This is a genomic window from Pseudomonas sp. KH_017, from assembly GCF_057840285.1.
In genome coordinates this window covers 2,676,883-2,688,902 of record NZ_CM174509.1, presented here as the reverse complement: position 1 = coordinate 2,688,902, position 12,020 = coordinate 2,676,883, and the positions used below count along the sequence as shown (strand labels likewise).

Below are 12,020 nucleotides of genomic sequence, written 5' to 3'. Positions count from 1 at the left end.
AATGCGGTATCGAAAGAAATTCAGTAGGTGGTTTGCATTGGGCCGTTAACGGCCAACTTCTGCGCTTCTTCGATAAGCATTGGGGCGCCCACCGCCATGCTGTGGATGCCCAGCACCGAGGTCAGTTGCAACACTGCGAGCACTTCCTCGATGCTGGCGCCGAGCTCCAGCGCCTTGCGGATGTGACGACGCACGCCCGGGGCATACAAATGAGTGCAGGAGGCGTCGACGGCGATCGAGATCAGTTCGATGGTCTTTGGAGCCAGCACGTCGTTGCGCAAGGGATGCACGGCCATGGCGAGGAATTTCTCGATCCACTCGGCGTCCAGTTCGGCCAACGTGTCCCAGGCAGGATTCCAGTTGCCGGCATCGCGCATGGCATCGCAGGTCGGCGTGAAGGGTTTGGACTGATTCAGAGGCATGGACAATTCCTTTATTTTTGTTAGTGGTTGAACCCACTCTAAGTTCACCGATTCGATTCGAGTTGACCGCACGGGACATCCACTTGACATTTCGGGACATCCTCGTTGGTCACCGCCACATACCTCAGATGTAAGTTCCACCTCCGGCGTTGATGATCGAGCCGACCAGATAGCACTCGTCCGAGGCCAGATGGGACACAAGCGCCGCATATTCCTCACCCTCTCCCAAGCGCCCTAGCGGAAGAATTTGGTTGAGTACGTTGAGTTGTTCAGGCGATTGCTGATTGAGGAAATGTTCGAAGGCCGGAGTTCGTACGCCCCCGGGGCAAATGGCATTGACCTGAACATTGGCACCGGCCACCTCATAGGCCACCGAGCGAGTGAATGCGATCACTGCACCCTTGGTCGCGGAATAATGCGGGCTGTGAGCGCTCATGGCGGAAATACCGGCGATGCTCGCGATGTTGATGACCTTGCCGTAGCGCTGCGGCTCCATGCGCTGCAAGGCGGCACGGGTGCAAAAGAACACGCCATCAACGTTCACCGCCCAGAAACGCTTCCACTCGGCATCGTCCATGTTGCGGGTAATTTCCAGCGACTGTCGGCGCACCGGCTGCGTGACCAGTGCGTAATGCCGCTTGCGCCGCTCTTCGTCATGGGGCTTGTCTGGCACCAGGGCTGCGTTGTTGACCAGGATGTGTAGTGCGCCGAAACGTGCGTCGATCTGATCGAACATCGTGATCACCTCGCTGCTCGACGAGACATCGCAACGCAGCGCCAGACATTGCGTGCCGCGCTCTTCGATCTCGGCACGCGTGGCCTCAAGCGCCTTTTCGTTGATGTCGCAAATGACCACGTTGGCGCCTTCGCTGGCCAGGCGCAGAGCTATGGCTCGGCCCAGGCCACCTGCTCCTCCGGTCACCAAGGCAACTCGATTGTGCAATTTCATGGGGTAACACTCCGTCATGGTGGTGACGCAATATCGCCCGGTTGCCGGCACGCAACTTGACTTGACGGGACATCGACCTGCTAATCTGATAAATCGCTGTCCCGGATTGGTAAATCACCCATGAGCGGTCTCGTTCGTTGTGCCAGCTTGACTAATTACGCGGAAATAGCCCGATCGCTGCACGTTGATTATCTGCAGCAATTGCGCCTCGTCAGTCTCGATCCGCGATGCCTGCTTCAACCCGACTTGAAAATCCCCACCGAAGCCGTAGCACAGTTGCTGGAAAGTTCGGCACGTGAGGCCGGTGTGGACGATTTTGGTTTGCGCATGGCGGAAACCCGAAAGCTCTCCAATCTGGGACCTCTGGCACTGCTATGGCGCGACGAGCCGACTATCCGTTCGGCACTGGAAGCATTCCGCGATTTCCTTTACCTGCACAATCAGGGGCTGGTATTGAATATCGAGGAAAGTGGCGGCGTGGTGGTTTTGCGCATGGAGCAGGTCACGGTGGGCAACCTGCCGGTGCGCCAGGCGATGGAGCTTTCAGTGGCGGTGACTCACCGCTTGCTGAAAACCTTGCTGGGTAACCACTGGCATCCCTCAGTGGTTTGCTTCCGTCACGCGGCGCCGCTCGACGACAGCCGACACCGCCGAGTGTTCGCCACCTCCGTGCAGTTCGATAGCCTGATGGATGGTATCGTCTGTCGTAGTGTCGACCTCGACAAAACCCTGCCCAGCGCCGATCCGGATATGGCCCGTTATGTTCATCAGTACCTGGAAAGTATCCGCGAAGACTCCAGGACTGCTTTGCTTGAGCAGGTGCGTCAGATGATCTGGATGCTGCTGCCCACGGGGCGCTGCTCGGTAGAACAAGTAGCGGGCAACCTGGGCATTGACAGACGGACACTGCATCGAAAGCTGGTACAGGAAGGTGAAACATTTTCCTCACTGTTGGATCAGGTGCGAGCAGAGTTGGCAATGCGCCACTTGGCACATTCCAATCATCCTTTGAGCGAGATAGCCGGCGTTCTGGGTTTTTCCGAGCTCAGTGCCTTCTCTCGCTGGTTCAGTCGGCACTTCGATTGCAGTCCATCGACCTGGAGGGCTCGGCAAACGAACGCAACCCCTGGACATGTGTGTGTGGATTCCATCTGAATTCTGCACCCTCGCCCGTGCGCTGGCCCTGGCCGCGCTCGAGGCGTCATCGCAGACTATTCTTGATCTGGGTAACCGACCGGTCGCACCGAAGGAGGTCACTCGTTTATGCACTGTGCCCTTTTCGAAACCCGCCGCGGTTCGATCCGATGCATGAAGACAAATCGATCCGCGCCGTCATCGAGTTCCGATGAACTACCGGTCTGGGGCACGGCCCCAGGCACTTTTGTCTGACACCCTGAAACGGAGACGCCAGCATGAGCACCTTGCAACTTCACCCTGCACTGGACAATGGTATCCAACCCGCCGCCGCGAATTTCACAGGTGGCACCCTGCAATGCCTGTGTGCGACCGACAAGGTCGAGGTCAAGATCGACGCACAAACGCTGTATAACCACGCGTGCGGCTGCAGCAAATGCTGGAAACCACAAAACGCGACATTCGCCGTCATCGCCGTGGTGCCTCGAGATAAGGTCAGCGTTATTGCCCACGGCGAAAAACTGGCGATTGTCGACGAATCCGCCACCATCCAGCGCCACGCCTGCAAGCAGTGTCACGCCCATCTCTTTGGGCGCATCGAGAACAAGGACCATGCGTTTTATGGCCTGGACTTCGTCCACACCGAGCTTTCGCCACAGCGCGGATGGGCTGCGCCGGGATTCGCGGCGTTCGTGTCCTCCATCATCGAAACCGGCACACCGCCAGCGCAAATGAAGGCTATCCGCGAGCGCTTGCGCTCGATCGGCCTGGAACCCTATGACTGCCTGTCCCCGGATTTGATGGACGCACTGGCGACTCATGTCGCCAAACAGAAAGGCCTGCTCCCCGCCGCCTGATTGATCGGTTGCCGCGGTTTCTTTTCCGGACCGCAGCTCCGATTCACCTTTGATGTTGTGTGCCCCCGCTTGCCCGCGAAAGCTGCGCCGCGGGCAGGCCAGGCGCCTGCAGGTGACGTGACGGCCTGGATCAATACTCCGGTTGAAGCTATACCGAAAGGGTTCAGAGTGGGGATGGACCACACGCTCGATTAGCGACTGAGGAGAACTTCGCGGTGTCGAATCAGCTGGTCATACGCAACATGACCCGTCCCGAGCTGGACGAGCTCGTCGATTGGGCTGCCCGTGAGGGTTGGAATCCCGGCCTTCACGATGCCGAGCTGTTCTGGGCTACGGACCCTGCCGCCTTCATCGCGGCGTACCAGGGCGGCGAATTGATCGGCGGCGGCGCCATCACCTCTTACGATGGCGAATTCGGTTTCATGGGCTTTTTCATCGTCCGGCCTGAATATCGCGGTCAAGGTCTGGGCAATACCCTCTGGCACGCACGCCGCGAGCGACTCCTCGCCCGCCTGCGCCCAGGCGCGAGCATCGGCATGGACGGCGTCTTCGCGATGCAGGACTACTACGCCAAGGGTGGTTTCGTCTTCTCCCATCGCAACATGCGTTTTCGTGCCAATCTCACCGCCCGCCCGACGAACTCGCAGGTAGACGACCAGGACATCGTTCCGTTGGCCTACTTCCCGTTCGATCAAGTTGTCGATTACGACCGCACCTGCTTCCCCGCCGCGCGCGCAAGCTTCCTGAGCGGGTGGATAGCCCAGGCCGATGCAATCGCCGTGGGTTGCCAGCGCGAGGGCAGGCTAAGCGGTTATGGCGTAGTCAGGCGCTGCCGGGAAGGCTACAAGATCGGCCCCTTGTTCGCCGATGACGCCCTGGCAGCCAATGCCCTCTACGCGCGCCTGGCGGAATTTGCCGAGGGCGGCCCGCTGTTTCTCGATGCGCCGCAGAATAACCCCGCCGCGATGGCGCTCGTGCACCAACAGGGCATGATCGAGGTTTTCGGCTGCGCACGCATGTACCTCGGCCCTCCTCCGGCGATCGCGCACGAACGTGTGTTCGGCGTCACGACCTTCGAGCTGGGCTGATGTCCGCTCGCGACCTCGTCGGTTATGGCGGCTGCCCACCCCACCCGCGATGGCCCGGTGAAGCGCGCGTCGCGGTCCAGTTCGTACTCAACATCGAAGAAGGCGCGGAGTCATGCATCCTCAATGGCGATGCACAGTCGGAGGCCTGGCTTCACGAGCTACCGGGCCGCCCTCCGCGCGTGGGGGAACCGGACTTGAGCGTCGAGGGCATGTACGAATACGGATCGCGCGCAGGTGTGTGGCGCATTCTGGAGCTGTTCAGCGCCCGAGGCCTGCCGCTGACCGCCTTTGCCGTCGGCCGGGCACTGGAACTCACCCCGGCGATTGGCCATGCGCTCTGCGCTGCCGGGCATGAGATTGCCGGGCATGGCTACCGTTGGCTGGACTATCGCGACATGCCTGAAGACCAGGAGCGGCGCCATATCCGCCTCACCCTCGACGTGATCGAGCAGATCTGCGGTAAACGCCCCACAGGTTGGTACACAGGAAGGGTCAGCCAGAACACCCGTCGCCTGTTGCGTGAGGAAGGCGGGTTTCTCTATAGCTCAGACGCCTACAACGATGATCTGCCCTATTGGCTCCCAGGCTCGCCCGCTCACCTGGTGATCCCTTACACACTGGTCAACAACGACGCCCGCTACCTGCTGCCCAATGGTTTCGCCTGCGGTGAAGACTTCTTCCGGCTGCTCAAGGATGCTTTCGACCTGCTGTGGCAGGAGGGCGCGCAACACCCGAAGATGATGAGCGTCGGCCTGCATGGGCGGATCAGTGGCCATCCTGGTCGTGCGATGGCACTGGCGCGCTTTCTCGATTACGTGCAAGGCCACGACGCGGTGTGGATCTGCCGGCGCGAAGAGATTGCCAGGCACTGGATAGCCCAATTCCCCGCCTGAGTGGTATGTGGTGCGGAGCGGCCTGAGCCACGCTGGCGTATCAATGTGGCTATCCTTCACCAAGGTGTAATCGAGGAAGAAGGTAGCCTGGGGGGATATCCTGGTAACCCCGGGAGCGAGCGTTTGGCGAAGTTCCTCTCCGGTCGCTTGAAGTAGCGGACCCGCGAGACGGGCTTGGGTTCTTCGGGAAAGGTTCTTGCGCCGAGGAAGTGAAAACGGCCGCGCTTGCGCCCCGTTCGAAGTCAGACTTGCTCCGACTGTATTGCACTGTCTTGGCAAGGAACACCTGAACGTCCGGCTCTGGGCCCTTTTCCGCCACTCGAGATTGGCCAGAAGTGACCTGAACACGCCGTCAAAACCTGCCGCCTCTGTTGATTATCTGTCAGGCGATACAACGCTTGAACATGGATGCAATCAGACCGGTGATCACTCGTTCAAGTCTTTGACCAGATAGCCATCTACGATTTGCGAAACGCCCATCAACGCAGTACGCAGTAACTCCGGTTCGGTGCGATAGCGCAACGGCGTGTAGCCATAGGTGTTGGCGCCGTTGAATGCGGTGATCGGCTCATTGCGCTGCCAGATCAATTCCTCGCCGCGTTTCATGACACCGCTCACGGCAATCGTCGGGTACACCACACTGCTGAAGCCTTGCGTCAGCGCGAAACCCCAGTTCAGGACCGTCAACTCGATCTGCGCATCGGCCGGTTCGTTTTCACCCACGATCTTGTAACGGCCGGTGGCGGTCAGTTGCTCCTCGAAACTCTTTTTGACCAATTCGCCCAGATTGATATCCGCCGTCTCCATGTTGTAAAGAATCGCATCAACCGTCGACATCGACGCCAAGTCGCCTGCCTTCAGACCTGCGGCAAATCCGGCCCCACCCAAAGCAGCCTTGGTCAGGTTCGATGCACCTGCCGCCATTCCTACGCCAGCGCCGACACCAGCGCCCAATGCCGCGCCCCATGCCTGCTCACGACCCATGTAAGTCATCTCTTTGGGTTTCCATGCAACCGGGAGAACTTTCACGGTATGGATCTGGGTACGGTATTCGGGCTTGAATTTCTGGTTGGCACATCCGGCAAGGAAAAGAACGGCAAACATCAGGACAGCAATCTTCTTCATGAACAACTCACGACGCCAAGGGAATGTGCAGAGGTTGTCGTCAGCGGCAGGATTTTCTGAAGGGCATGAGGAGCGCTGGTCGCGATTGCTATTGCGGCACTACCACCTGCGTTTTCTCGGAGCAGGCGCATTAGCGCTTGGTCGACCGGTAGGCGAGGCTTCCTTCAACTACTGCTTCGTCTTGCCCTGCCCGGGAAACAACGACTCGAATCGCGGCGTCGCCCGGGCAACGAAACCCTGCCCCTGGCGCATGATGAAATAGGCAGCGAGGTCATGCCGCTCGGCGAAGGCATAGCCTTCCTCAGGGCCGAGCACCATCAACAACGTAGACAAGCCATCGGCATGCAGCCCCGAAGGGTCGACCACCGTCACTGCCGCCAGCGCGTGCTTCACCGGCCTGCCGACACGTGGATCGAAGGTGTGCGAATAGCGCTGGCCACCTTCCTCGAAATAGTTGCGATAATCGCCGGAGGTGGAAACGCTGTAGCCATCCAGTGCAATGGCGCGCTCCACTTGTTGCTCGCTTGCGCCGCTCGGCACCTCCAGGGCGATACGCCAGGGCGAGCCATCCGGCTTGCGGCCGACCGCCTTGAGTTCGCCGGTGATCTCGACCAGATAGGCCTGGATACCCAGGGCCGAAAGCCTATCGCCGACCCGATCCACCGCATAGCCGGCGACCATGCTGTCGAAATCCAGTTGCGCCGCCACATCCTTGCACAGCTTTTCGCCATCCAGGCGCAAGTGCTGATGCCCTACCCGTGCCCGCTCCCGTGCCAGCGCGCCAGCATCCGGCAAGTGCTCCCCCCGTGACTGCGGACCGAAGCCCCAGAGGTTCATCAATGGCTGCACCGTCAGGTCGAAAGCCCCGCCACTCTCGCGGAACAGAAACTCACCGTACGCCAGCAAGCGATGCATATCTTCCGGCAACGCCTGACAGGCGCCGGCCGGCAGATCGTTGAAGCGGGAAACCACGGAGTCGCCGCGCCAGTTGGAAAACTGCTGGTCGAGCGCCCCGAGTATCGTCTCGACTTCGGCCTTTACTCGCTGCGAGTCGGGCGTCTGCGCGGCGGGGACGTACTGGATCGAATAAGTGCTCCCCATGGTCGGTCCGGAAACGCGCTCGATCCGTTCGCCGCAGCCATACAGCAACGTCAACAGCATCACCAGCAGGCTTACGCGCATCAATCAACACCTCTCTGATCCCGCGTGGGATGACCTACCGCTCATCAGCAAGCCTGATCAAAAAATGAACAAAACCTCCACTCGGCACTCTGAGTTGCGGGGTGATCAATTGTCCCCCTCCCTTTCCGCTCAACGTCCTGGAAGCAAAAAAACCATCATATGCATTAGCGCATAGGGGTGTTTTTTGCCCAAAAATTGGAGGACAGAAAATGTCTAGCCATTCGTTGCAGAGCGTCGAGCGCATGCAAAGCCGCGTCCGCGCCCAGCGTCAGCCGCAACAGAAGCCCTTCTGGCGCAGCCTGCTGGCCATCGCCTCATCCTCACAGCGTAGTTGGCACGGAGGGATCGAGCTCAGGGGCTACAAAGAATTATCCAACGCCACACCGGTTGCCTCGGTCCCGATTGCAAACATACAGCTGGCGATTCCGCTCGAGCGGGGTCGCCGGTCTGTCCAGCCTTGCGTGCAGCCGGGACAGCATGTGCGCAAGGGCGAGGTGATCGGTATTGGCGATGACAACACCCCTTGGGTGCATGCCAGCACCTCCGGCATCGTGGAACGGATTGATCTCGCCTTCGCGGCCGACTCGGCCGAGCCGGTCATGGCCGTCATTCTGAACGCAGATGGTCTGGATGAGTGGATCGAACGCCCAGTGCTGGGGCTACCGCAAACGCCCGAGGCGCTGGTCGAACGAGCATTGCAGATGGGCATAGTCGGCCTTGGTGGGGCGGGTTTCCCGACGGCCCTCAAGCTGGCCGGCGCCCAGCAGCCCGATCTTCTGCTGATCAACGGTGCCGAATGCGAGCCCTTCCTTACCTGCGATGACCGTCTCATGCGCGAACGTGCCGAGGCGCTGATCGAGGCCGCCGACTATGTCGCCGCACTGATGGGAACAACGCTGACCCGCTTCGGTATCGAAACCAACAAACCTCAGGCGATGGCCGCGTTACGCGCCGCCGCTCGCCAGGCGCGCACCCGGGTCGAGATATGTCCGCTACCGGCGCGTTACCCGGCAGGGGGGCAGCCGTTGATGATCAAGAGCCTTAGTGGCCGCAACCTGGCGCCAGGGACCCTGCCCGCCGATATCGGCGTACTGGCGCTGAATGTCGCGACGCTCTACGCACTGGGCCGGGCCATCTTCCACGGCGAACCACTGGTAAGACGCGTGCTGACGCTGACCGGGAACTGCGAGCGCCCCGGGAATGTCCTGGTGCCGGTGGGTTACCCGGTCAGCGCACTGCGCGCAGTTGCTGGCGCGGCCCCCGAAGGCCAGTTGACCCAGGTCGGCGGGCCGATGATGGGACAGCCGTTACCGGACCCCACTGCCGTCATCAGCAAGACCAGTAGTTGCCTGATATTCGGCGCCGAGCGCTACTTGCCGGCACCTCAGCCCGCAGGCAGTTGCATTCGCTGTACGCGCTGTGTGGATGTCTGCCCGATGTTGCTCAGACCGCTGGATCTCTACGCTGCTGCCGAACGCCTTGACAAGGCCAGCCTGCAGGAACTGCGATTGGATGCCTGTATCGAATGCGGCAGCTGCAGCAGCACCTGCCCGAGCAATCTGCCGCTGCGCGAACGTTTCCGCCAGAGCAAGACGGAGCTACGTGCATGAGCCTGATACTCCGTCCTGCCGCGCACCGACAACTGCGCACAATGATGCTGCTGGTCAGCCTGTGTCTCCTGCCGGGCACCGCCCTGTACGCCTGGCAATTTGGCATCGTGGTCTGGTTGCAGACCTTCTGGTGCGTGCTGCTCGCCCTGGGCTTCGAAGCCGGCCTGCTGCGCCTGCGCGGACGTAATGTCCGCGAGGGTTTGAGCGACCTGAGCTGGCTGGTGCTAGGCCTGATACTGGCTCGGGCATTGCCGCTGCTGGTGCCGCTGTGGATGATCGCCCTGGCCAGTTTTGCCGCGCTCGCACTGTGTAAACACGGCAGTGGAGGCCTGGGTCGCAACCGCCTCAACCCCGCCATGGTTGGCCTGGGGATCATCGCTATCTGCTTCTACCAGCAATTGTACCCAGCGCCTTCGAACTATGCCCCCTGGACTCTCACCCTGGACGCCAAGGCGGTTCTTCTACAACAGTTGCAGCTGGCGCCACGCCTTAACCTCGATGCGTTCGCCGGCGCCACTCAGTTGGCCAAGAACCAGTTCACACTGATCACCCCCAATCTGTCGGGGTACGGCTACATTGCCGGCGGTTTGCTACTGGCAGTCCTGCGGGTGATCCGAATCGAGATTCCGCTGGCGATGCTCGCGAGCACAGTATTGCTGTGTATGGCAGCCGGCCATAGCCTACAGGAAAGCCTGTACAGCCTCAGTCTCGGTGGCTATCTCTTCACCGCCTTCTTCATCGCCACCGATCCGGTCACCAGTCCCGATACACGCGCCGGTCGCATCCTCTTCGGCGCGGCCATTGGCGCGCTGACTGAATTGATTCGCGAATTCGGGCTTTATGCCGATGGTCTCTGCTTCGCCGTGCTAGCCGCCAATCTGCTGGTGCCGCAGATCGACCGGTTGGTGCTGCGCATACAGCGCCCCGTACATACGAACACCTGACACTGAGAGCGTGCGCAGCGAGTAGCCCGCGCCTCTTTTGCGTCAGAGCCTCACCCTCAATGAAGTGGCCAGGCAGCTAAATAGCTGCCCTCGGAAAACACTAGACCAGGAAACACCCGCTGAGCGATTGAGCCAGACTGTTGCATCGACCGGTTGAATCCACAGCCAAAAGCGATCATTCCAGTTCTGTTTGCGCGAAACCTTGGAATTGGCCAACACGCCCTCATAACAATGGCTTACCCAACATCCCCGTGAGGAAGGACAGACCATGACCAGACAAACCGAAACTGCCATTCTCGCCGGCGGCTGCTTCTGGGGCATGCAGGATCTGCTGCGGCGCTATCCCGGTGTGCTGCGCACTCGGGTCGGGTACACCGGCGGCGATGTGCCGAATGCCACCTACCGCAACCATGGCAACCACGCCGAAGCCATCGAGATCGTCTTCGACCCTGCCGTGATCAGCTACCGGCAGATCCTTGAGTTCTTCTTCCAGATACACGACCCCAGCACGCCAAACCGTCAGGGTAATGACCTGGGCCCCAGCTATCGTTCGGCGATCTACTACCTCAGCGAACAGCAACGCGACATCGCCGAGGACACCGCTGCCGATGTCGATGCTTCACACCTGTGGCCAGGCCGGGTAGTCACCGAAATCGAACCGGCAGGGCCCTTTTGGGAAGCGGAACCGGAGCACCAGGATTACCTCGAACGTATACCGAATGGCTACACATGCCACTTCATCCGCCCGAACTGGAAGCTCCCCAAGCGCGCCTGAGAGTCGCGTTTGTGAGGCGCAGATGTGACCTCTTCTGACCGATTTTTGCCTGTCGCCACCGTCAGCTTCGGGTCGACTGCAGCCCTTCGCGACAGGCAACAATCGGCCACTGGCTGACAATCGCATTCACTTTTGTATCACCGCTTGAACTGGCTGGCTGCTATCAGTGCAGTTACGGGTTGCGATATTTTCTCAGGCAGTCGCCGCAGCCTGGTTTGGTCGCCGGCACCCCCGGGCTTGCCGAGCCAGCCCGCCGGCCATACGATTCGACTATTGCTCAGGCGGAGGAGTCATTGTGAAGCCGGTGATGCTCCTGACGCGCATCCTGGCGCCTGCCATCGCTCTGGCGCTGGCATCCGCCGGCCTGCATGCCGACGATCCGTTCGCGCCGTTGCGCGACGCCATGGTGCGGGAGATCGCCAACCTGTCGTCCGTCACCCGCGACGAAACAGGCAGGGTCGAGTTTGCCGCGCCGGTGATGGCCGCAATGGCCAAGGTGCCACGCCATAGGTTCGTCCCGCCCGACGAGGTGCCCTACGCCTACGAGAACCGTCCGCTGCCGATCGGCTACGGCCAGACCATCTCCCAGCCCTACATCGTCGCCCTGATGACCGACCTCACGCAGGTCGGGCCCGGCGACGTGGTACTCGAGATCGGCACCGGCTCGGGCTACCAGGCGGCGATCCTCGCCGAGCTGGCGCAGGCGGTCTACACGATGGAGATCATCGAGCCGCTGGCAGTGCAGGCCGGGGAGCGCCTGGGCCGGCTGGGATATGCGAAGGTGCAGGCCCGGCTGGGCGATGGCTACCACGGCTGGCCCGAGCACGGACCTTACGACGCCATCCTCGTCACCGCCGCCGCCAGCCATGTGCCGCCGCCACTGATCGCCCAGCTCAAGGCCGGCGGACGGATGGTAATCCCGGTCGGCGCGCCGTTCATGATCCAGTACCTGCTGCTGATCGAGAAGGCCGGCGATGGCAGTGTGTCCACCCGGCAGGTGCTGCCTGTGCGCTTCGTGCCGCTGGTCGGAGGCGGCTGAGC

General features: G+C 61.0%; 12 protein-coding genes. 8 read left to right on the top strand and 4 right to left on the bottom strand.

Annotation, left to right across the window (positions count from 1 at the left end):
- Nucleotides 1–20: 20 nt before the first annotated feature.
- Together AC3IT6_RS12250 and AC3IT6_RS12245 are read right to left on the bottom strand one after the other, a co-directional pair.
- Nucleotides 21–422, bottom strand: a complete 402-nt coding sequence (locus AC3IT6_RS12250) for a carboxymuconolactone decarboxylase family protein (protein WP_219098065.1) — start codon at nt 420–422, stop codon at nt 21–23.
- Between the two features lie 124 nt (nt 423–546).
- Entirely contained in the window at nt 547–1,371 is an 825-nt protein-coding gene (locus AC3IT6_RS12245; RefSeq protein WP_489355798.1) for an SDR family NAD(P)-dependent oxidoreductase, read from the bottom strand.
- A gap of 120 nt (nt 1,372–1,491) precedes the next feature.
- Here AC3IT6_RS12245 and AC3IT6_RS12240 point away from each other — a divergent pair, with 120 nt between their 5' ends.
- From AC3IT6_RS12240 to puuE, 4 genes are all read left to right on the top strand, one after another.
- Entirely contained in the window at nt 1,492–2,526 is a 1,035-nt protein-coding gene (locus AC3IT6_RS12240; protein ID WP_223447846.1) for an AraC family transcriptional regulator, read from the top strand.
- Nucleotides 2,527–2,783: 257 nt separating this feature from the next.
- A complete protein-coding gene (gfa, locus tag AC3IT6_RS12235; RefSeq protein ID WP_150753257.1) occupies nt 2,784–3,362 on the top strand; it encodes an S-(hydroxymethyl)glutathione synthase in 579 nt (192 codons plus the stop codon).
- A 215-nt stretch (nt 3,363–3,577) separates the two neighbouring features.
- A complete protein-coding gene (locus tag AC3IT6_RS12230) occupies nt 3,578–4,450 on the top strand; it encodes a GNAT family N-acetyltransferase (protein WP_489355795.1) in 873 nt (290 codons plus the stop codon).
- The gene (gene puuE, locus AC3IT6_RS12225) at nt 4,450–5,343 is read left to right on the top strand and encodes an allantoinase PuuE (protein WP_223447849.1); all 894 of its coding nucleotides are present in this window, start codon (nt 4,450–4,452) and stop codon (nt 5,341–5,343) included. The genes AC3IT6_RS12230 and puuE overlap by 1 nt, the downstream gene beginning before the upstream one ends.
- Nucleotides 5,344–5,769: 426 nt before the next feature.
- Here puuE and AC3IT6_RS12220 read toward each other — a convergent pair whose 3' ends face one another.
- Entirely contained in the window at nt 5,770–6,468 is a 699-nt protein-coding gene (locus tag AC3IT6_RS12220) for a hypothetical protein (RefSeq protein WP_458369521.1), read from the bottom strand.
- A 168-nt stretch (nt 6,469–6,636) separates the two neighbouring features.
- Nucleotides 6,637–7,650, bottom strand: a complete 1,014-nt coding sequence (locus AC3IT6_RS12215; protein ID WP_489355792.1) for an FAD:protein FMN transferase — start codon at nt 7,648–7,650, stop codon at nt 6,637–6,639.
- A gap of 209 nt (nt 7,651–7,859) precedes the next feature.
- On the opposite strand from AC3IT6_RS12215, the gene rsxC reads away from it, so the two are divergent.
- From rsxC to AC3IT6_RS12195, 4 genes are all read left to right on the top strand, one after another.
- Nucleotides 7,860–9,260: an electron transport complex subunit RsxC gene (gene rsxC, locus AC3IT6_RS12210; RefSeq protein WP_489355790.1), complete on the top strand. Its 1,401-nt coding sequence runs from the start codon at nt 7,860–7,862 to the stop codon at nt 9,258–9,260.
- Nucleotides 9,257–10,204: an RnfABCDGE type electron transport complex subunit D gene (locus tag AC3IT6_RS12205; RefSeq protein WP_489355788.1), complete on the top strand. Its 948-nt coding sequence runs from the start codon at nt 9,257–9,259 to the stop codon at nt 10,202–10,204. The genes rsxC and AC3IT6_RS12205 overlap by 4 nt, the downstream gene beginning before the upstream one ends.
- A gap of 268 nt (nt 10,205–10,472) precedes the next feature.
- Entirely contained in the window at nt 10,473–10,979 is a 507-nt protein-coding gene (msrA, locus tag AC3IT6_RS12200) for a peptide-methionine (S)-S-oxide reductase MsrA (RefSeq protein ID WP_150725610.1), read from the top strand.
- A gap of 295 nt (nt 10,980–11,274) precedes the next feature.
- Complete coding sequence (locus AC3IT6_RS12195) at nt 11,275–12,018, top strand: protein-L-isoaspartate(D-aspartate) O-methyltransferase (protein ID WP_223447854.1); 744 nt, start codon at nt 11,275–11,277, stop codon at nt 12,016–12,018.
- Nucleotides 12,019–12,020 lie beyond the last annotated feature (2 nt).

Bases quoted from the DNA above. Each gene is read 5' to 3' on its own strand.
- AC3IT6_RS12250 (WP_219098065.1), bottom strand. From the start codon at position 422: ATGCCTCTGAATCAGTCCAAACCCTTCACGCCGACCTGCGATGCCATG.
- AC3IT6_RS12245 (WP_489355798.1), bottom strand. From the start codon at position 1,371: ATGAAATTGCACAATCGAGTTGCCTTGGTGACCGGAGGAGCAGGTGGC.
- AC3IT6_RS12240 (WP_223447846.1), top strand. From the start codon at position 1,492: ATGAGCGGTCTCGTTCGTTGTGCCAGCTTGACTAATTACGCGGAAATA.
- gfa (WP_150753257.1), top strand. From the start codon at position 2,784: ATGAGCACCTTGCAACTTCACCCTGCACTGGACAATGGTATCCAACCC.
- puuE (WP_223447849.1), top strand. From the start codon at position 4,450: ATGTCCGCTCGCGACCTCGTCGGTTATGGCGGCTGCCCACCCCACCCG.
- AC3IT6_RS12220 (WP_458369521.1), bottom strand. From the start codon at position 6,468: ATGAAGAAGATTGCTGTCCTGATGTTTGCCGTTCTTTTCCTTGCCGGA.
- AC3IT6_RS12215 (WP_489355792.1), bottom strand. From the start codon at position 7,650: ATGCGCGTAAGCCTGCTGGTGATGCTGTTGACGTTGCTGTATGGCTGC.
- rsxC (WP_489355790.1), top strand. From the start codon at position 7,860: ATGTCTAGCCATTCGTTGCAGAGCGTCGAGCGCATGCAAAGCCGCGTC.
- AC3IT6_RS12205 (WP_489355788.1), top strand. From the start codon at position 9,257: ATGAGCCTGATACTCCGTCCTGCCGCGCACCGACAACTGCGCACAATG.
- msrA (WP_150725610.1), top strand. From the start codon at position 10,473: ATGACCAGACAAACCGAAACTGCCATTCTCGCCGGCGGCTGCTTCTGG.